This window comes from uncultured Roseobacter sp., assembly GCF_947488185.1.
In the GTDB taxonomy this organism is placed as follows: domain Bacteria; phylum Pseudomonadota; class Alphaproteobacteria; order Rhodobacterales; family Rhodobacteraceae; genus Roseobacter.
Map to the genome: position 1 here is coordinate 77,739 of NZ_CANKYM010000005.1, position 17,967 is coordinate 95,705.

Genomic DNA, 17,967 nt, shown 5'->3' on the forward strand with positions numbered 1-17,967 from the left:
TCTTCTTCACGCGCCCCGCTCTCAAAGAAGCAAAGATCAGGCCGGTGGATTTCCGGGATTGAGCGCCGAGATCTCGCGTTGTTTCGCGCGCACGGCCCAATCTGCGCCGAACCCGTAGCGCGCCCACCCCAGACTGTCCAGCCGAACGCTGCGTGCCTCTTCGACGCGCCCCTCCAAGCTTAGAGCCTCGGCGCGGAGCAACTGCAGGGTCGCCAGCAGTGCCGCGTTCTGAGACCTGCGTGCGATATCGATATGTGGGTCGATCAGGCGCAGAGCGCGCGGTCCATCGCCCTTGACGATTTCATAGGCGGCCAGCTGCGAGGCAACATAGGCGCGGTGCAATTTAGTGCCGGGCGATCTGGCGTAGAAGCGGTCCGCTGCAATGTACTGGCGCTGTGCGGCAATTGGGTCTGATCCCTGCAAAACGCGACCCATCGCATAATGGGCAAAGGCGCGCCGGTTGTCCTGCCATCCCAGCCGCGTCGCGATTGAAACCGCCTTGGCGGCAGCCGCACGGCGCGCCGCAGACCCGGCACCCGGGCCCAAGGCGGTCTGGATTGCCTTGCTCCACTCCTGCGGCGTTGCTGTCGGACGTGGACGGGGGCCGGTCTGTCCCGCTGGGTTCAGGCGCGCAAAAATCGCGGGCAGGCGACGCAATACCTGGGCGCGTGTCATGCCGGACCGCAATGCCGGATCATAGGTCGCGCGCAGGATCAGCATGTCGAAATTCGTCAAGACCGTATGCACATTGTCGTCGTTGAAAACCGAATTTGGCAGACGGTAGAGGTCATTGAGCGGCCCCAACGCCTGGGCCAGTTCCTCGTGCAGGCAATCGCGCGCTTCCTGCGGGCTGGCGTCCTTGGGCACGAAAATCGCCAGCCGGGTGCGGGTTTCGAGCAGGGCCCAATTGGTGCGCGGGCTGCGCCGTGCCTTGCGGAATTCGCTTAGAGACCCGACATTGGGGGCGACGAAACAGGCTGCTTGCGGCAGGATACGCCGGATTTCGGCACGCGAGACGGCCTGGATGGTGATATTGGCCTCGGTCTCGGCCACGCTCGTGATCTCTATCCCGGCTTCGTCACGCAGACGGCCCAGCAGCGCGCCGAGATCGGCGGCCAGCGTGGGCGGGGGCGCACCGGTCAGGCGCAGGGTAATGGGCCCTTCGAACCGGGTCAGGACAGGCAGTTCCCGGCCACTTTCCATCTGGAAGGACAGGTCGAGAAAGTCGCGCACCAATTCGGCATTGGCAATTGCAGGGCGGCTGATCTGCGCCCGCCCGAAGGTTTTCATCGGGGGCAGGGTGCTGTCGGCAATCACCGCGCGCGAGGCGGTGCCACCCTGCGTGACCGGCACGCAGGCGTTGAGCACCATGATCAGGGGCAGGATCAGCCGACGCTTCATGCGCGGGCATACTTGATGAACGGCGTTTTCACACCGATGCGGTCATAAAGCTGGCGCGCGGTGGCGTTGAAATCCTGCGTCAGCCAATAGACATTTGCCGCGTCGGCCTTATCGGCGGCGGCATAGACCGCCTCCATCAGCGCGCGTCCGATACCCTGGCCGCGCACCTCCGGGTCCGCATAGAGATCCTGCAGGTAGCAGACGTTCTTCTCGAATTGGCCATGGCGGTGAAACAGGTAATGGGTCAGCCCCACAAGCTGACCGTCCAGCTCGGCCACCAGGCCGTTGAAATCCTGTGGGTCATCGCCCAGCAGCCGGTCGAAATAGAGATCAAAGATCGATTGCGGGCGCGTTGTCTCGTAGAACGCCAGATAGGCTGTCCAAAGAGGTGCCCATTGGGATTTGTCGTCCGCGCGCAACGGACGCACGGAGACACGCGAGGTGTCCGTCATATCTTCAGCCTGCCTATAGCCTCTGCCCGCGATCTTGACGCCGCGGGTCATTGTGCGACCACTGTGCAGCTAAGGCAGGGTTCTGTCAAATGCGATCAGACGATGGGATCACCGCCCGCTGCGCGCCAGAAAGGCGAGCCGCTCGAAAAGATGCACGTCCTGTTCGTTTTTCAGCAGGGCCCCGTGCAGTTTCGGCAGGGCATTGGCACCGGAATTTTTGAGGTCTTCGGCGCTGAGATCTTCGGCCAGAAGCAGCTTCAGCCAGTCCAGCACTTCGGAGGTCGAGGGTTTTTTCTTGAGACCCGCCTGGTCGCGAATCTCGTAGAACTGCGTCAGCGCCGTGGTCAGCAGCGCCTCCTTTATGCCGGGGAAGTGCACCTCGACGATCTGGCGCAGGGTCTCCATCTTTGGAAAGCGGATGTAGTGGAAGAAACAGCGCCGCAGGAAGGCGTCGGGCAGTTCCTTTTCATTGTTGGAGGTGATGATCACGATGGGCCGGTGCCGCGCGCGGATGGTCTCGCCGGTCTCATAGACAAAGAACTCCATCTTATCGAGTTCCTGCAGCAGATCGTTGGGAAATTCGATATCCGCCTTGTCGATCTCATCGATCAATAACACCACTTTCTGATCGGCCTCGAAGGCCTCCCAGAGCTTACCCTTGCGGATGTAGTTCCTGACATCGTGCACACGTTCCTCGCCCAGCTGGCTGTCGCGCAGGCGGCTGACGGCGTCATATTCATAAAGGCCCTGCTGTGCCCGGGTGGTGGATTTGATGTTCCATTCGATCATCGGCAGATCCAGCGCGGCGCTGACCTGCCGTGCCAGTTCGGTCTTGCCAGTACCCGGCTCACCCTTCACCAGAAGCGGCCGTTCCAGCGTAACGGCAGCGTTTACGGCGATTGTCAGGTCGTCGGTCGCGATGTAGTCGGCGGTGCCTTGGAATTTCATGTATCGTCAACCCTTTGTGGCGCGCGGTGTTGTGATGCTTTTAGCCAGAATTCTTCCGGATTGTGTAGTGACAATCGAAAGGACGTGGGGTAGATCGTGGCGCATGGGGGCACTTGGCCTGAGGACAAGTCGCGTATGAATGACGTTAGCCACGTTGAGGGGAAGCAAATGAAACAGGAACTGTTTCTGCCGGATGATTATCGTCCGGCCGAAGATGAGCCGTTCATGAACGAACGCCAGGTTGAGTATTTCCGCCGCAAGCTGTTGAATTGGCGCGCCGAGCTTCTGGCGGGGTCCAAGGACACCATCGAGGGGCTGCAGGATGGCACCCGCAATATTCCCGACGTGGCCGACCGTGCCTCCGAGGAAACCGACCGCGCGCTGGAGCTGCGCACCCGGGACCGTCAGCGCAAGCTGGTCAGCAAGATCGATGGCGCGCTGCGCCGGATCGACGAGGGTGAATTTGGCTACTGCTCGGTGACGGGCGAACCGATTTCGCTGAAACGTCTCGACGCGCGCCCGATTGCCACGATGAGCCTTGAGGCGCAGGAGCGCCATGAGCGCCGCGAGAAGGTGCACCGCGACGATTGATCCCAGGCGATCAGATCGGAATGAGCGTAAAAGCGTCGGAGCCAGGGCTTCGGCGTTTTTGTTTGAAGGGTCTTCGATGATCAGGAATGTCATTGTGGTGGGCGCCGGGATTGGCGGGTTGGCCGTGGCCACGGCCCTCGCACGCCAAGGGGTAGCCGTCACACTCTACGAGAAAGCGCCGCGGATCGCCGAAGTGGGGGCCGGTTTGCAGATCAGCCCCAACGGTCTGGCGGTGCTGCAGGCGCTGGGGATTGAGGAGGCACTGGAGCGCGCCGGGGCGGTCCGTGCCACATCGGTCGTTCTGGAGGACTACAAGGCGGGGGCGGAGGTCGCGCGGCTGGATCTGACGCGGTTGCAGGAGCAGAAATATCTGTTTGTGCATCGCCACGATCTGATCACCCTGCTGGCGAAGGCTGCAAAGCAGGCAGGCGTGACGCTGGAACTGGGGCAAGAGGTGACCGGGATCGAGCCCGGTGCCCTGCCGGAGGTACAGTTGGGCACGGGCCAGACGGTGCGGGCGGAAGCGGTGATCTGCGCAGACGGCATTCATTCCGTTGGTCGGGGTGTTGTCTCGCCAGGGTCCACAGCAGCCTTCACTGGTCAGGTGGCGTGGCGAGCAACTGTGCCTGCACAAGATTCGGCGCCGGAAGCGCGGGTGACCATGGGACCGGGCCGTCATTTGGTGCGCTACCCGCTAAAGGCCGGAGCGCTGATGAACATTGTTGCCGTGCAGGAACGTGACGCCTGGGCGGAGGAGGGGTGGCATCACGCCGATGATCCCGCAAACCTGCAGACCGCGTTCGCGGATTTCGGCGGCTCTGCAGGCGATCTTTTGCGGCGTGTCGAGGCGGTGTCCCTGTGGGGGTTGTTCCGGCACCCGGTGGCTGCGACCTGGAGGGCGGGGAATGTGGCTTTGCTGGGGGACGCGGCGCATCCGACCCTGCCGTTTCTGGCGCAGGGGGCCAATCTGGCGCTGGAAGATGCCTGGGTGCTTGCAACCTGCCTGATGGACGGGCGCGCGGATCAGTATCAGGAGATGCGCAGGCCACGGGCCACGCGGGTGATCGACGCCGCCAGTGGTAATGCCCGGAAATATCATTTGAAAAACGGGCCGGTGCGACAACTGGCGCATCTGGGGCTCTCGCTAGGCAGCCGTCTGGCGCCGGGGCTGATGATGCGACAGTTTAACTGGCTCTACGGGTACGATGTGACAAAGACGTAATCCGAAGGCGCGCGGCGTTGCCGCGCACGCCATGCTTTCGGTTTTGGGCCAGCCCAAAACGGCGCTGTGCGGCGGTCTTACGCCGGACGCGACCGCTGCAGCATGCCGAAGAGATCGCGGGGATCGTCCGGGTCGGCCAGCAGGTCAAGCGGGTGGAACAGCTGCGTTTCTTCGATCTGGTCGCGCACGTAACGCAGGGCGCTGAAATCCTCGATGGCAAACCCGACGGAATCAAAGAGTGTGATCTGTTCGGGATTGCGGCGGCCCTCTGCCTGACCTGTCAGCACCTGCCAGATTTCGGTGACAGGGTGGGTTTCCGGCAGTTGCTGGATTTCGCCTTCGATCCGGGTCTGTTCGGGATATTCCACGAAGATATCCGAGCGGTGCAGGATCGCCGGCGCCAGTTCCGTCTTGCCCGGGCAGTCGCCGCCGATGGCGTTGATATGCACGCCCGCACCGATCATGTTGTCCGTCAGGATGGTGGCATATTGCTTGTCGGCGGTGCAGGTGGTGATGATCTGCGCGCCGAGAATGGCGTCTTCGGCGGTGGTGCAGGGTGTGACCGTCAAACCGAGACCGGCAAGATTCGCTGCGCATTTCTCGGTTGCAGCCGCATCCGTATCGTAAAGCCGCACTTCCTCGATCCCGCAGATCGCCTTCATCGCCAGGGTCTGGAATTCCGATTGGGCGCCATTGCCGATCATCGCCATGACCTTGCTGTCCTTGGGGGCCAGCGTGCGGGCGACAAGGGCCGAGGTGGCGGCTGTGCGCAGCGCCGTCAGCAGGGTCATTTCGCTGAGCAGGACAGGATAGCCGTTGCCCACATCCGCCAGCAGGCCAAAAGCGGTGACGGTCTGCAGCCCTTCGGCTGTGTTCTTGGGGTGACCGTTCACGTATTTGAACCCGTAAACCTCGCCATCGGAGGTCGGCATCAGTTCGATCACCCCTTCGGCGGAATGGCTGGCCACGCGGGGTGTCTTGTCAAAAAGCTGCCAGCGCTTGAAATCGGCCTCGATGTAGTCGGCCAGGCCGCGCAGCATATCCTCAACCCCGATATGGTGGATGAGCTGCATCATGTGATCGACGGAGACGAAGGGGACGAGGGCCTTGTCGGAGGGGGTAAGCGTGGTCATGGCGGGGCCTTTCTATGTGCGGCGCGACAGGTGAAGACCGGCAATCATGCAGCGAACGGAACCGCCTGCGGTCTCAAGAGTGGGGATGTTCAGCGGCAGGAGCCGCGCATGGGCTTCGATCCGGGTGATTTGCTCGGGGGTCAGCGCATCGAGGGCGCGGGCGGAAAGAGCCAGCAGGGTGCCGTCACGCCCGCAAAGCTCGATCGCATTGCCAGCGAACGCGCCGATCTGATGCGGTGTGAGCGCGATGACATCCCGCCCGGTTTCGGCAAGACGGTCGGCGACCATGGCACGGCGGGCGGGATCGGTGATCATATCCAGCCCGACAAGGGCCATATGGGTGCCAATCGCCATCAGAACATTGGTGTGATAGACGGGTTGCCCCTGCGCGTCTGCGGCGTCGAAAGCGATGGGTTCAAAGTTGAAATGCGTGCAGAAGCGTTCGAGGATGACCGGATCGGCGCGATGGGATTTGGCCACGTAGGCCACCCGCGCAATGTGATCCAGAACCATCGCCCCGGTACCCTCCAGCGCGAGCCCGTCCTGTTCGAGACCCGAATAATCGATCACATCCTGCACGCGGTAGCTGGCCTTCAGGCTGTCGATCACGTCCCATCGGCGCTCGCGGCGTCGGTTGGCGGCATACATCGGGTAGACGGCGATATGCCCGCCTGCGTGGGTGGAAAACCAGTTGTTGGGGAACACGGAATCCGGTGTGTCCGTGCCGGTGTCGTCAAAATCATGCACGGTCACGCCTGCGGCGCGCAGGCTGTCCACCACATGGTCGAATTCCATGCGGGCACGGGGGGCAACGTCACCCAGATCCGGCGTCTGAAAGGCATTGTCACCTTGCGTTTCAGGGTTGGAGCGAAAGTGATGCGGGCGGATCATGACCACGGCAGAGGGGACTTGCACCTGCATACTCAAAACGCCCGTGTGGGTCGGTCAAAGACCCGGCGACCCAAAGCGGAGGCGGCCAAATCGACCATCACCTGCGCCGTGCGCCCGCGCTCGTCGAGGAAGGGGTTCAGCTCAACAAGATCAAGCGAGGTCATCAGCCCGCTGTCGTGCAGCATCTCCATGACCAGGTGACCTTCGCGGATCGTGGCGCCACCGGGCACCGTGGTGCCGACTGCGGGAGCGACGCTGGGGTCGAGGAAATCTACGTCGAGCGAGACATGCAGCATGCCGTTTGCCGCTGCCACTCGCTGCAGAAAACTGGCGAGGGGTTTGGCGATGCCGGATTCATCGATGTCGCGCATATCGACCCGGTGGATCGCCGTGTCCTGCAAGGCCGCGCGTTCAGCGTCATCCACGGAGCGCAGCCCGATGATGGCGATGTTTTCCTGCGGCAGGGGCGTGCCCAGCGGTGGAAAGCCCTCGAAATCGGGCCGCCCGGTTACGTAGCCCAGAGGTGTGCCATGCAGATTGCCGCTGTCCGTGGTCGCCAGAGTGTGAAAATCGCTATGGGCATCAAGCCAGAGTACGAAGAGAGGCCGCTTGACGGTCTCGGCGTGGCGCATCGCGCCCAGCACGGTACCCAGCGCCAGTGAGTGATCCCCGCCCAGAAAAATAGGGAGACCGTCCTGCAATCCGGCCTCCGCCGCCTCCGCGAGGGCGGTTGTCCAGCCGACGGTCTCCTCCAGCGCGTGCAGGCGGTCGTGAGGCGTTGCCGTAAAATCCGCCGGCGCGACATTGCCGCGATCCTCGACGCGGTGGCCAAGCCCCTCCAGCGCCTCCGCCAGACCGGCGGTGCGGTAGGCATCCGGCCCCATCAGGCAGCCACGACGGCGTTTGCCACTGTCGACAGGTGCGCCATAGAGAATACAGGTCTGATGGGTCATGAGAGGCTCCAGTCTATGGATTTTCGCCACGATACTGATCGATACGGACGGTAGACAAGAGTACAATTTGAGCGTATCGAAATTCAATTGACCAGAATGGAAATCTGAAATGGACGAAACGGATAAACGTCTTGTCAGCGCGCTGCGCCATGACGCACGCGCCTCATTGTCAGACCTTGCCGGTGTGCTTGGGCTGACGCGCGCAACGGTGCGCAGCCGTCTGGCGAAATTGCAGGAACGCGGGGACATCCTCGGATTTTCGGTGGTGATGAAAGAGGATCATCTCACTGATCCCGTGCGCGGGTTGATGATGATCGCCATTGAGGGACGGGGCACGGACCGCATTCTGCGTCATCTCTCCGGCATGCCGGAAGTGCGCCGGGTGCATTCCACCAATGGCCGCTGGGACGTGATCGTTGAAATCGGGACAGAGACGTTGGAACGTTTCGACCAGATCCTGTTTCAGGTGCGGCGGCTGGAAGGGGTGACGGCGAGTGAGACGAGCCTCCTGCTCAGCACCCGCAAGGCAAGCTAGGCGCGGCGCAGCGCTATCAGCCAGAGCGCCACCAGCCCCAGCGACAGAAGGGCATTCCATCCCGCCATGCTGATGCCCAGCAGTTCCCAGGCGATGTCGTCGCAGCGGACCAGCGGTGCGGTCATGATCTGATCCAGCAAGGCATCCGCGCTGAGCCCGCCGACCGGGCCGGACGTGCAGGTCGTTGGGCCTTCCCACCACCCCTGTTCGACCCCAACATGGAAGGCGCCGATCCCTGCCGTGAGCAAGGCGGCCAAGGCCCCCAATGCGATCAGAACCCCGCTCTGGACCCGCAGTGCGATCAGGCCGATGACGATGGCGATGGCATGCGGATAGCGCTGCCAGATGCAGAGTTTGCAGGGGGGTAGGCCGCCGAGATGCTGAAACGCGAACGCCGCAATCAGCAACGTGGCGGAACCTGCAGCCGCAAGAGCAATGGCATAGGATCGGGTCATAGAAACTTCAGCGCAAAGAAACCGCCCACCAGAAGGACAATGAACAGAGTGAACATCAGGCCGAGGCGTTTTTCAATGAAGTCGCGGATCGGCGCGCCGAACTTCCACAACAGGAAGGCGACGAGGAAAAACCGTAATCCGCGGGCCAGGATGGAGGTCGCGATGAAAGTGCCCAGCGGCATCGATGTCCAGCCGGACATGATGGTGATGACCTTATAAGGGAAGGGGGTTACACCCGCAGTGAGCACGGCCCAGAAGCCCAGATCGTTGAAGCGGGTGTTGAACGCTTCCATGGCCTCGGCCTTCCCCAGTGTCTCCAGAATCGGGCGTCCGACGGCGTCAAAGGCAAAGGCGCCGATGGCATAGCCGAGCATGCCGCCGAGAACAGAGGCCACCAGCGCCACGCCGGCGATCAGCCATGCGCGCGAGGGCCGCGCTATGATCATCGGAATCATCAGCACATCGGGAGGGATCGGGAAGACGGAGCTTTCGATGAAGCTGACAAATGCCAGAACCCAAAGGGCCTGAGGGTGGTCGACCTTGCTCAATGTCCAGTCGTAGAATTTGCGCAACATGGTCGCCATTTTCCTTTGTCCGAGGTGTGCAAGAGCATGGGCAGGATGTGGGGTCAAGCGGCGGGCCAATGATTGAGTGCAAAATCCTCTTGCCCGCAGCACGGCCACGCGGTAAGCCGCTGTCGTTGCCCAAGTGGCGGAATGGTAGACGCAGGGGATTCAAAATCCCCCGCCTTCGGGCGTGCCGGTTCGAGTCCGGCCTTGGGTACCACATTGGCAACTTTTCCCGCCGGGCGGGATTTTTCCTTTCGACAATAAGGGATCGGCACAGTCCAAAATGATTCGCGATACAGCGCAACTGTGCATGCGTGTGCATAAGTAGATTTGATTCCTCGATACTGTTGAGTTTGCGGCAAGAATGTGGCGAAAAATAGGTTACAAAAACGTTCCCGCATAGCGGGACATATTGTTTCCCAAATGGAAACGCAAAGGCCGTCAGCGGCCTCGCGGAAAAGATGCTGAAGAGAACTAGTGGGTTTAAATCATTCGGATTTGATCAAATTTCTCTGACCTGCGCCGTCGAAACAATCTTTCGATTTTTCCCGATTATCAACTGTGAATTGAAATCCATAGGGGGCGCAAGCGCCTTATTTTGGGACTTTTTTTGACAAATTCCCCTTTGTGCGTACGCCTTCGTTCGGTACAAAAATTTCTATGCTTTCTGGGAGCGCTGTTTGTGCTGACGCTCCGGGCGCGGAGAAGCATGCATTCGGTCGGATCATTTGATCTGATCATATTTCCCCGTGCTTTCGAGAGATGTGTGTTTGTGTGCCCGGCCCCCGTGCCGTGGAGTGAGTACGAGAACGATTATGGCCCGCAGAGTCCCCAGCTCTGCGGGCAGGTTTAAGGGAAAAGAATGTCTGACAGCACGACCGACCCGAACGCGGCCCATCTTGTTGGCTTTTGGGATTTCCTCGAAGGACAAGAGAATGCAGATACCGGTCTCGCGGACGGGATTGCACAGGACGGCCAGGCCTTCGGTGATGCCGAGGCCGAGGACGGGGCGCTGGAACTTGATGGGCGTCGCGACTATTTTTCGACCGTGGGGGAAGATGCCCCCTTCGATCTGACGGAAGGCACGATCGCCGTGCGGTTTACGCAAGGGGATCAGCCGAATAGCTCCACGGATGTGCTGGTCAATCGCGGCGAATTCAATGACCGGATGCACGACGGCTACTTTGCCTTGGGTGTGACAGGGAATGGCCGGGTCACCGTCACGCATTTTTCCCAGGATGCGCGGCTGACGCTGAAAACGCATAATTGTCTGTTTTCCGAAGGTGATGATGTCCGGGTGACCTATGCGTGGTCTGCTGAGGAAGGCGGAACACTTCTGGTTGAAAATCTGACCACTGACGTACGGGACAGCATCGATTTCGATACCATTGGCCTGACCCTTGTTACCGATGACGACGATGGTGAGAATTTTACCTTTGGGGCGCGCGAAACCCGTGAGGATAACTACGGCAAGTATTTTGAAGGAAGCATCGACTCCGTTGCTGTTTACAACCGAGACATCATCAACAACCCGGTAACTGCCGACGGCATCGTATCCGGCTCCATCGATGCAGATCTGATCGATCTGGATTACACCGGTGATCCCGAAGGTGACCGGATCGATGCCTCCGATGCTGTGCTGCCGGGCGAAGGACCGCAGGATGATATCGTCGATGCAGGTGTCGGCAATGACACGGTTGAGGCCGGCTCCGGCAATGATGACGTTTATGCCGGGTCCGGATCGGATGTGGTTGACGGTGGCGCAGGAAATGATCTGATCTACGGAGATCGAACGCTGGCGGGGGACGCACCGGACGGGCCCGAGACCGGTGTTTTGCGCGAAGTGCTGCAATGGGATCTGGCACCCGATCCCGACGGAGAGGACCCGGTAGAGGATAATGATCCTCTGGGCGCTGGATTTCAGCAAAACACAGGATCGGTTAACGTCAGTTTTGCGGTTTTGGGTGACGACGACGGTAAGACCCAGTTTGCGGATAACGCGCAGCTCGTCACCGGGGTCGAGACCGATGGTGATCCTGCGGATGCCAACAGCTCGCTGTCCAGTGTGCTACGAGGGCAGGATCGTTCCGTCACCTACGAAATCGCATTTGATGCGCCAGTGACGAACGTCGATTTCCGCATCAATGACATCGACGGCGATGGCGTCGTCAGGGTGACTGCCTTCGGTGCGGATGGGACCGAAGTCCCAATTACCATGAGTGCCGGGGCGCGCATTACCCTGCTCGATACCGGGGGGGCCTTGGGCGTTGATACTGCCGATAGCAACGGCGGATATCTATCAGATACCAACGCGCTCTATTCCGCGCTGGTCGGCATCGCGGGCCCGATCACACGGATCGTCATCGATCACACGCAAGACGGCGCGGGCGATACCGGGATCAACATCACCGATGTCTATTTCGATGCGGCGGTTGTCCTTGACGATGACGACCTGTCCGGTGGGGACGGTGAGGACACGATCTTTGGCGAAGCTGGGGATGACACACTCTCCGGGGGGGACGACAACGATACACTGTCCGGCGGGGCCGGAGATGATGAGATCAGTGGCGACGCGGGGGATGATCTGCTCAGCGGGGGCGAGGAGGGTGGCCGCGATACGCTCTCGGGCGGAGATGATCGCGACACATTCGTGGATGTGGGCGCAGGTGATCAGATCGATGGTGGCGATGGTGGCGATGATTTCGACACTCTTGACCTGACCGGATCGCAGGGCGACGGCAGTTTCACGCTGCGGTACACATCGGATGACCTTGAAGACGGGGTGGTGTCGTATTTCGAAGCCGATGGGAACCCTACCGGGGAGTTGGTTTTCGAGGACATCGAAAACATCGTGGGCGGGCCGACCCCTATCTGCTTCACGCCTGGCACCTTGATCGCGACACCGCAGGGCGAACGTCTGATCGAGGACCTGCGTCCGGGGGACAAGGTGATCACGCGCGACAATGGTATCCAGGACATCAGCTGGAAAGGAACCCGTGGACTAACAGGTGTGGAGCTGACACGGCATTCCCACCTAAAGCCGATCCGGATCAGCAAGGGCGCGTTGGGAGGCGGTTTGCCGGAACGCGACATGCTTCTCAGTCCCAACCACCGCGTCCTGGTGTGCAGTGACAAGACGGCGCTGTACTTTGAGGAACGTGAGGTATTGGTCGCCGCAAAACACCTGACGGGCATGCCCGGTATCAAGACCGCCGAGGTGCCCTGGACCACCTATATTCACATCATGTTCGCGCAGCACGAGGTTGTGCTGTCAAATGGAACCTGGACGGAAAGCTTCCAACCCGGGGACTACAGTCTGGCGGGCATTGGTAACGCGCAGCGCACTGAGCTTGAACATCTGTTTCCCGAGTTGAAAACGCCGGTTGGGGTGGCCTCTTACCAGGCAGCGCGCCGATCGCTCAAGCGCCATGAGGCAAGGTTGTTGACGCGGTAAAAAGGGAGCATTGCGGGGCGCACGTCAGCCTTGTGCTCTCATCAACCGGTTTGTTCTGCCCGCCATGTCACCCAGTCTTCGGGTGTGTCGAGATCACGTCGTGCCCGGTTCCCCGGCAACGGGACAAGGGTTACGCGCCCGTCCGCCTTCGCGACAACTTCACGTCCGCCGCCGTCCCCTTTGAGCGATTTGAACGCCGGAAAGAGATCTGCCGAGAAAACGATTGGATGCCCCGGCTTGCCATCCTCTGTTGCTCCCCGCCAGATCAGTGTTTTTGATTTTAAATCAATGGCCTGAAAAACAGAGCTCAAGTCCTGAATGGTCAGTTCCGGCAGATCGGCCAGCAATAACATGGCCGCGGCTGGCGCACCGGGTAAGGCCGCAAAGGCAGTACGCAGGCTGGCGTTCATTCCCTCATCCGCATCCGGAACAGGAACCCGATTTACCGCCAAGGCATCAAGGCATTGATACCGTGGATGTGGCGAAGGTGGCAACGCAACCAAGACCGGCGCATTTGTAACGGCACAGGCGATTTCCGCCTGTCGGCGCAACAGGGGTACGCCTTCGATTTCCTCCAGCAGCTTGTCCGCGCCACGCATACGTCGGGATTGCCCGGCGGCAAGCAGGATCACGGGAAGGTCGCATTTGTCCTGCCGGGTCATACCAAAGTCTTACAGCAAGGCCCGCGAAAACGAAAGCGGTGCTCAGCCGCGCATGCGTGTCCCGTTCGGGTCAAAAAGCGGTTCGGTGATCACTTTCGCGCGGCGCATCTGTCCCAATATTTCAATCTTTACATCCGGTCGTTCGGCCGCGCGGTTGCTGGGCAGGAAGCCAAGGGCAATGGATTTACCCGCGTGGTGCGAATAGCCGCCCGAGGTGCAGAAACCGACGACGGCGCCGTCCTGCCAAATGGGTTCGTATCCCTGCACATCGGCGTCTTCGGCATCCACCTCGAAGGCGACGAGCTTGCGGGCAGGGCCGTTGTCGCGGTCCGCTTCTGCGGCTGCGCGTCCTATGAAATCATCATTTTTCCTGAAGGAGATGAAGCGATCCAGCCCGGTTTCCGCAGCGGTGTAATCCGGGGAAAACTCCGCCATCCAGCTGCCAAAGAACTTGTCGAGCCGCAAGGACATCATCGCCCGCATCCCGAAAGGGGTCATGCCGTGCGGCTGACCCGCTGCCCAGAGTGTGGACCAGAGCGCGCGCTGGCTCATCGGGTCGCAGTAAATCTCATATCCCAGATCGCCGGTGTAGCTGACGCGCTGCACGATGCAATCGGCCATACCAACGGTGAGGCGCCGCACATCGAGGAACTTCATCTCCGAGATATCGCTGCGGGTTGAGGCAGCGAGTACCGCGCGGGCCTGCGGCCCCGCGATCTGAAAACCGGTCCTCCGATCACTTATATTCTCGAGGGTTACGTCGTCTTCCTGATGGTGCAGAAACCAACGCCAATGGAAGGCTTGTGCCCCGTAGGACGCGGTCAGCTGGAAGTGGTCGTCTGCCAGGCAGGAGATGGTGAAATCGCCAATCAGGCGCCCCTTGGGGGAGAGCATGGGCGTCAGGCTGAGACGGCCCGGTGCGGGCACACGGCCTGCCATGATGCGGTTCAGCCATGCACGCGCACGAGAGCCTGTGACGCGGTATTTGCCGAAGTTCTGCACTTCGTTGATGCCCACGCTTTTGCGCACGGCCTTAACCTCGCGCGCTGTGGCATCAAAGGCGTCGGAGCGGCGGAAGGACGGGGTTTCGTAGCCAGGCTCATCACCTTGCGCGAAGTAATTCGCCACCTCCAGCCCGTATTGCTGGCCCCAGACCGCACCCATCTGCGAGAAGATATCATACATTGGCGTCGTGCGATTTGGTCGGGCAGCAGGCAATTCTTCATTGGGGTAGGCGACGGAGAAACGTTTCTGATAGTTTTCAATGACTTTCGGCAGCGTATAGCCGGGGGTGATCCAGTCGCCAAACCGGGCGACGTCCATCGCCATGGTATCCCGTTCGGTTTCGCCCTCGATCATCCACTGCGCGAGCATGAGACCCACGCCGCCGCCTTGGGAAAAGCCCGCCATCACCCCGCAGGCCGACCAGTAGTTGCGCACCCCCGGCACGGGCCCCACCAGCGGGTTGCCATCGGGCGCAAAGGTGAAGGGGCCGTGGATGACCGATCTGACGCCCGCGCGTTCCAGGTCGGGAAAACGTTTATAAGCGAAATCAATGCTTTGCTCGATCTTGTCAAAGTCGTTGGGCAGCAGATCCTGTCCAAACTCCCAAGAGGTGCCCTCGACAGCCCAGGGGCGGCAGGGCTGCTCGTAGAACCCGATGCAGAGGCCCCGGCCTTCCTGGCGCAGATAGCTTTCGCCCGCCGGGTCCATCACGTGGGGGTGCTCCTTGCCGTCGGCTATCATCTTGGCAATCAGCGGCACCTCTTCGGTGACCAGATACTGGTGCTCCATCGGATGCAGGGGTAAGTAGATCCCGGCCATGGCGCCGACCTCACGGGCCCATAACCCGCCCGCGTTCACAACGTGTTCGGCGTGAATCGTGCCCTTGTCGGTCACCACGTCCCAGGTGCCGTCCGGGCGCTGGTTGGTCTCACGCACCATGCAGTGGGTCTCGATGGTGGCACCGCCCATGCGCGCGGCCTTGGCGTAGGCGTGGGTGGTGCCGGAGGGGTCGAGGTGGCCGTCCAGCGGGTCGTAGAGCGCGCCGAGGATGCCGTCGGTGTTGGTCACAGGCGCAATTTTCCGGACCTCCTCGGGACCGACGATTTCGGTTTCCAGCCCCATGAAGCGGTGCTTGGCGCGCTCCGCCAGCAGCATGTCAAAGCGGTCCTGATTGTCCGCAAGGGTCACGCCACCCACGTGATGCAGCCCGCAAGAGAGACCGGTGATTTCCTCTAACTCCTTGTAAAGATTGATGGTATAGCCCTGCAGTGCGGCCATATTTGTGTCGCCGTTGAGCGTGTGAAATCCACCTGCCGCGTGCCAGGTGGAGCCGCTGGTCAACTCGGAGCGTTCCAGCAGCATCACATCCGACCACCCAAGCTTCGTCAGGTGATAGAGCACCGAAGCGCCAACGACGCCGCCTCCGATAATAGCAACACGGGTGGTGGTTTGCATGAAAGCCTCCGACTGTCTGTTGAGTGCAGCTAAGACGGGGGTAACCGACAGGGCTGGTTCAAAAACGACAGAATGTGACGCTTAAGCTGGACGTGTAGGGCGCGGTCTGTCGCGTCGGTCATGCTCGCCAATATCCCGCGCCCATCATCGCGAGGTGCGATGCGTGATCCCAAAGCCGGGCCAAGTCCGGATTAGTCCGCGCGGCGCGAAGGTAACGCGCCCCGAAGCCTGCCCGTTGGCAAGGCTCCGGAACGCGATACGTCAGGCCGCTTCGTCCAACGCATGCTGCATGCGGAAACCGACAGCCATGCGGTTCCAGATGTTGATTGTGCCGATCGCGACCGTCAGTTTGGTGATCTCCGCTTCTGAAAACGCCGCCTGCATGGCCTCATAGGCCTCGTCCGGCGCACCCGTCTGGGCGAGGTTGGTCAGGGCGTCGGTCCACCCCAGAAGCGCGCGTTCGCGGGCGTCGAAAATACTCGCTTCGTGCCAGACACTGACCAGTGCAATCCACTGCTCGGACAGCCCGTCCTTGCGCGCTTCCTTGGTATGCATGTCCACACAATAGGCGCAACCGTTGATGATCGAGGCGCGCAGTTTCAGCAGGTGAATGAGCCGATGGTCCAGTCCCGACTGGCTGGCGACATAGGTTTCCAGCCCATAAACGGCCTTTACGGCATCGGGGGCGGCGGTCATGGAATCAAGGCGGAGAGTCATCGTATTGTCCTTTCAGGTGGTGGGGGTGGGATCGGGTTTTGACCGGCGCATGTGCTCGTCGAAAAACGCACAGCCGCGCGCGGCGATGGAGCCATCGTCCGCAGCGGCCAGATCGGCCAGCAGGTCCGCCAGTGTCACGGCGCACAGCTCTGTCCGGTAAGCCCGTTCTGCGCGCAGCATCGCCGCATTGATCTGGCAGGGCGCCTTGAAGTGCGACGCGGGCAGGGGGTTTGGCCCGTTCTGGCGAATTTCCTTACACCGAAAAGCAGGCTCGGGCCCTTCGACGGCCAGCACCACGTCCAGCAGGGTGATCTGATCCGGCGCGCGCGCAAGCCGGTAGCCGCCGCGCGGGCCGGGTTCGGTGTGCAGAAGGTCTGCTTTTGACAGGGCCTGCAGATGTTTCAGCAGGTAACTGGGAGAGACACCGTGGAAATCGGCCATGGCTTTCGCAGAGAGCAGCCCGCCGTTCGGCAGGGATGCCAGCAGCGTGGCGCAATGCAGGGCCTGTTCAATACCGTCGCTGAGTTTCATCCGGGGATCTCCATCGAATCGTGGATGATATTTATCCGTGAATTGAAAGGAGTCAACTGGCCAGTATGTGAGGCGTGTACTGGTCCAATTTCGGTCAGATTTCGCGCTTACATCAAATGGTCATGGGTCTCGTCGCCCGTTCCGGGTTCTTTGCCTTGGGCAATTACCGCAATGCGCAATCAAGCTGTGCGAATGCTTCAACGTCTCTCGGCAGCATCCGTTCAGCCAAAGCCGACAGGGGGCAATATGCCAAAGACCAGAAACCGGGTGCTATATGCGAACGTCATCGCGGTGTTTGCTGCTTGGGTGCTGAGCGCAGGCAATATGTCAGCACGAGAGTTCCGGATTGATGGTTGGTGCCTAAGACACTCCGGTGAAGACTTGGAGTTTTACCCGATCCCGGATCGACCGAGAGGTATTTCAGACTTTCGGGCATCATCAGACCTGCCCCTGCCTCGTAAATCCGCTGGACCGGATGACACCGGATTGATCGTCTCCTATACGCCGAACGCAACCTATTCGACCAGAGAGGCAGACAAGCACCGAGGCCGAATGGGCTGCAATCGCGTCCCGCAAGACAACGGTCTTTCGCTGTTAACGGGGGAGAACCTTCCAAACTGTTCGGTCCGCGAGAGCCGAGACACGCACAAGAAGTGGTTTGAGCCCAGCGAGAATTTCGAAACGCTGGATGGTGTTTCCATACGATGCGGGCGTGATCTGTGGAGTGTCAACTGTCACATGACAGGCCTGTTGCTCAACGGTTGGGAAACTCAGATCACTCTGCCAAAAACACATCTGGCCGAATGGCAAGTGGCCGCCCGAACTGCGCGAAGCTATTTCGAAACGTATTTATCTGATTGTGGATAGAAATAACCGGGCGTTGGGTGCCGGGGAGCGTGCGGCACTGAGCATTTGCACAGATGGATTGGACCTTTGCCTTGATATCGCGACGCAGGGTTCGGGCCGAATGCCGTTGTTTGGCCAAAGCCTCAA

Annotated in this window: 17 protein-coding genes and 1 tRNA gene; 6 read left to right on the forward strand and 12 right to left on the reverse strand. The window is 60.7% G+C overall.

What is annotated here, in order from left to right; all coding sequences use genetic code 11:
• Window positions 1-36 precede the first annotated feature (36 nt).
• The 3 genes from Q1A52_RS18480 to Q1A52_RS18490 form a co-directional block, all read right to left on the reverse strand.
• Complete coding sequence (locus tag Q1A52_RS18480; protein ID WP_300018802.1) at window positions 37-1,401, reverse strand: DUF2927 domain-containing protein; 1,365 nt, start codon at window positions 1,399-1,401, stop codon at window positions 37-39.
• A complete protein-coding gene (locus tag Q1A52_RS18485; protein WP_300019516.1) occupies window positions 1,398-1,853 on the reverse strand; it encodes a GNAT family N-acetyltransferase in 456 nt (151 codons plus the stop codon). The genes Q1A52_RS18480 and Q1A52_RS18485 overlap by 4 nt, the downstream gene beginning before the upstream one ends.
• Window positions 1,854-1,961: 108 nt before the next feature.
• A complete protein-coding gene (locus Q1A52_RS18490) occupies window positions 1,962-2,801 on the reverse strand; it encodes a MoxR family ATPase (protein WP_300018805.1) in 840 nt (279 codons plus the stop codon).
• Window positions 2,802-2,969: 168 nt separating this feature from the next.
• On the opposite strand from Q1A52_RS18490, the gene dksA reads away from it, so the two are divergent.
• Together dksA and Q1A52_RS18500 are read left to right on the forward strand one after the other, a co-directional pair.
• On the forward strand, window positions 2,970-3,392 hold the full coding sequence (dksA, locus tag Q1A52_RS18495; protein ID WP_195821899.1) for an RNA polymerase-binding protein DksA: 423 nt from the start codon (window positions 2,970-2,972) through the stop codon (window positions 3,390-3,392).
• A 76-nt stretch (window positions 3,393-3,468) separates the two neighbouring features.
• Window positions 3,469-4,614, forward strand: a complete 1,146-nt coding sequence (locus Q1A52_RS18500; RefSeq protein ID WP_300018808.1) for an FAD-dependent monooxygenase — start codon at window positions 3,469-3,471, stop codon at window positions 4,612-4,614.
• A gap of 77 nt (window positions 4,615-4,691) precedes the next feature.
• On the opposite strand, the gene Q1A52_RS18505 is transcribed toward Q1A52_RS18500, so the two are convergent.
• The 3 genes from Q1A52_RS18505 to rocF are packed head-to-tail and all read right to left on the reverse strand — an operon-like array spanning window position 4,692 to window position 7,591.
• Window positions 4,692-5,747 carry an ornithine cyclodeaminase gene (locus Q1A52_RS18505; RefSeq protein WP_300018811.1) on the reverse strand — a complete coding sequence of 352 codons (1,056 nt, stop codon included), beginning with the start codon at window positions 5,745-5,747 and terminating at the stop codon, window positions 4,692-4,694.
• Window positions 5,748-5,759: 12 nt separating this feature from the next.
• Window positions 5,760-6,668, reverse strand: coding sequence for a citrulline utilization hydrolase CtlX (ctlX, locus tag Q1A52_RS18510; protein ID WP_300018814.1), 909 nt, complete (start codon window positions 6,666-6,668; stop codon window positions 5,760-5,762).
• Window positions 6,669-6,670: 2 nt separating this feature from the next.
• A complete protein-coding gene (gene rocF / locus Q1A52_RS18515) occupies window positions 6,671-7,591 on the reverse strand; it encodes an arginase (protein WP_300018817.1) in 921 nt (306 codons plus the stop codon).
• Window positions 7,592-7,700: 109 nt separating this feature from the next.
• Between rocF and Q1A52_RS18520 the strand changes: the two genes are divergently transcribed.
• Window positions 7,701-8,126 (forward strand): Lrp/AsnC family transcriptional regulator, encoded by a 426-nt coding sequence (locus Q1A52_RS18520; protein ID WP_300018820.1) that lies wholly within the window; start codon window positions 7,701-7,703, stop codon window positions 8,124-8,126.
• Here Q1A52_RS18520 and Q1A52_RS18525 read toward each other — a convergent pair.
• Both Q1A52_RS18525 and Q1A52_RS18530 read right to left on the reverse strand, forming a co-directional pair.
• On the reverse strand, window positions 8,123-8,581 hold the full coding sequence (locus Q1A52_RS18525; RefSeq protein WP_300018823.1) for a disulfide bond formation protein B: 459 nt from the start codon (window positions 8,579-8,581) through the stop codon (window positions 8,123-8,125). The two genes, Q1A52_RS18520 and Q1A52_RS18525, sit on opposite strands and share 4 nt — an antisense overlap.
• Entirely contained in the window at window positions 8,578-9,156 is a 579-nt protein-coding gene (locus tag Q1A52_RS18530; RefSeq protein ID WP_300019518.1) for a YqaA family protein, read from the reverse strand. The genes Q1A52_RS18525 and Q1A52_RS18530 overlap by 4 nt, the downstream gene beginning before the upstream one ends.
• 127 nt (window positions 9,157-9,283) lie before the next feature.
• Here Q1A52_RS18530 and Q1A52_RS18535 point away from each other — a divergent pair.
• Both Q1A52_RS18535 and Q1A52_RS18540 read left to right on the forward strand, forming a co-directional pair.
• Window positions 9,284-9,367: transfer RNA gene (locus Q1A52_RS18535), tRNA-Leu, on the forward strand.
• A gap of 645 nt (window positions 9,368-10,012) precedes the next feature.
• Window positions 10,013-12,604 (forward strand): Hint domain-containing protein, encoded by a 2,592-nt coding sequence (locus Q1A52_RS18540; RefSeq protein ID WP_300018826.1) that lies wholly within the window; start codon window positions 10,013-10,015, stop codon window positions 12,602-12,604.
• A 41-nt stretch (window positions 12,605-12,645) separates the two neighbouring features.
• Here Q1A52_RS18540 and Q1A52_RS18545 read toward each other — a convergent pair whose 3' ends face one another.
• From Q1A52_RS18545 to Q1A52_RS18560, 4 genes are all read right to left on the reverse strand, one after another.
• Window positions 12,646-13,266: an NTP transferase domain-containing protein gene (locus tag Q1A52_RS18545; RefSeq protein ID WP_300018829.1), complete on the reverse strand. Its 621-nt coding sequence runs from the start codon at window positions 13,264-13,266 to the stop codon at window positions 12,646-12,648.
• A 42-nt stretch (window positions 13,267-13,308) separates the two neighbouring features.
• Window positions 13,309-15,726: an FAD-dependent oxidoreductase gene (locus tag Q1A52_RS18550; protein ID WP_300018832.1), complete on the reverse strand. Its 2,418-nt coding sequence runs from the start codon at window positions 15,724-15,726 to the stop codon at window positions 13,309-13,311.
• Between the two features lie 261 nt (window positions 15,727-15,987).
• Window positions 15,988-16,443: a carboxymuconolactone decarboxylase family protein gene (locus Q1A52_RS18555; protein ID WP_300018835.1), complete on the reverse strand. Its 456-nt coding sequence runs from the start codon at window positions 16,441-16,443 to the stop codon at window positions 15,988-15,990.
• 12 nt (window positions 16,444-16,455) lie between these two features.
• The gene (locus Q1A52_RS18560; RefSeq protein ID WP_300018838.1) at window positions 16,456-16,974 is read right to left on the reverse strand and encodes an Rrf2 family transcriptional regulator; all 519 of its coding nucleotides are present in this window, start codon (window positions 16,972-16,974) and stop codon (window positions 16,456-16,458) included.
• A 246-nt stretch (window positions 16,975-17,220) separates the two neighbouring features.
• Between Q1A52_RS18560 and Q1A52_RS18565 the strand changes: the two genes are divergently transcribed.
• Window positions 17,221-17,841 (forward strand): hypothetical protein, encoded by a 621-nt coding sequence (locus tag Q1A52_RS18565; RefSeq protein ID WP_300018841.1) that lies wholly within the window; start codon window positions 17,221-17,223, stop codon window positions 17,839-17,841.
• Window positions 17,842-17,967: the final 126 nt, after the last annotated feature.

What these genes read in the sequence shown, in the direction of transcription:
- ctlX (WP_300018814.1), bottom strand. Translation starts at nt 6,668, where the DNA reads ATGCAGGTGCAAGTCCCCTCTGCCGTGGTCATGATCCGCCCGCATCAC.
- Q1A52_RS18525 (WP_300018823.1), bottom strand. Translation starts at nt 8,581, where the DNA reads ATGACCCGATCCTATGCCATTGCTCTTGCGGCTGCAGGTTCCGCCACG.
- dksA (WP_195821899.1), top strand. Translation starts at nt 2,970, where the DNA reads ATGAAACAGGAACTGTTTCTGCCGGATGATTATCGTCCGGCCGAAGAT.
- Q1A52_RS18520 (WP_300018820.1), top strand. Translation starts at nt 7,701, where the DNA reads ATGGACGAAACGGATAAACGTCTTGTCAGCGCGCTGCGCCATGACGCA.
- Q1A52_RS18490 (WP_300018805.1), bottom strand. Translation starts at nt 2,801, where the DNA reads ATGAAATTCCAAGGCACCGCCGACTACATCGCGACCGACGACCTGACA.
- Q1A52_RS18565 (WP_300018841.1), top strand. Translation starts at nt 17,221, where the DNA reads ATGCCAAAGACCAGAAACCGGGTGCTATATGCGAACGTCATCGCGGTG.
- Q1A52_RS18540 (WP_300018826.1), top strand. Translation starts at nt 10,013, where the DNA reads ATGTCTGACAGCACGACCGACCCGAACGCGGCCCATCTTGTTGGCTTT.
- Q1A52_RS18560 (WP_300018838.1), bottom strand. Translation starts at nt 16,974, where the DNA reads ATGAAACTCAGCGACGGTATTGAACAGGCCCTGCATTGCGCCACGCTG.
- Q1A52_RS18530 (WP_300019518.1), bottom strand. Translation starts at nt 9,156, where the DNA reads ATGTTGCGCAAATTCTACGACTGGACATTGAGCAAGGTCGACCACCCT.
- Q1A52_RS18555 (WP_300018835.1), bottom strand. Translation starts at nt 16,443, where the DNA reads ATGACTCTCCGCCTTGATTCCATGACCGCCGCCCCCGATGCCGTAAAG.
- Q1A52_RS18485 (WP_300019516.1), bottom strand. Translation starts at nt 1,853, where the DNA reads ATGACGGACACCTCGCGTGTCTCCGTGCGTCCGTTGCGCGCGGACGAC.
- Q1A52_RS18550 (WP_300018832.1), bottom strand. Translation starts at nt 15,726, where the DNA reads ATGCAAACCACCACCCGTGTTGCTATTATCGGAGGCGGCGTCGTTGGC.
- Q1A52_RS18545 (WP_300018829.1), bottom strand. Translation starts at nt 13,266, where the DNA reads ATGACCCGGCAGGACAAATGCGACCTTCCCGTGATCCTGCTTGCCGCC.
- rocF (WP_300018817.1), bottom strand. Translation starts at nt 7,591, where the DNA reads ATGACCCATCAGACCTGTATTCTCTATGGCGCACCTGTCGACAGTGGC.
- Q1A52_RS18500 (WP_300018808.1), top strand. Translation starts at nt 3,469, where the DNA reads ATGATCAGGAATGTCATTGTGGTGGGCGCCGGGATTGGCGGGTTGGCC.
- Q1A52_RS18480 (WP_300018802.1), bottom strand. Translation starts at nt 1,401, where the DNA reads ATGAAGCGTCGGCTGATCCTGCCCCTGATCATGGTGCTCAACGCCTGC.
- Q1A52_RS18505 (WP_300018811.1), bottom strand. Translation starts at nt 5,747, where the DNA reads ATGACCACGCTTACCCCCTCCGACAAGGCCCTCGTCCCCTTCGTCTCC.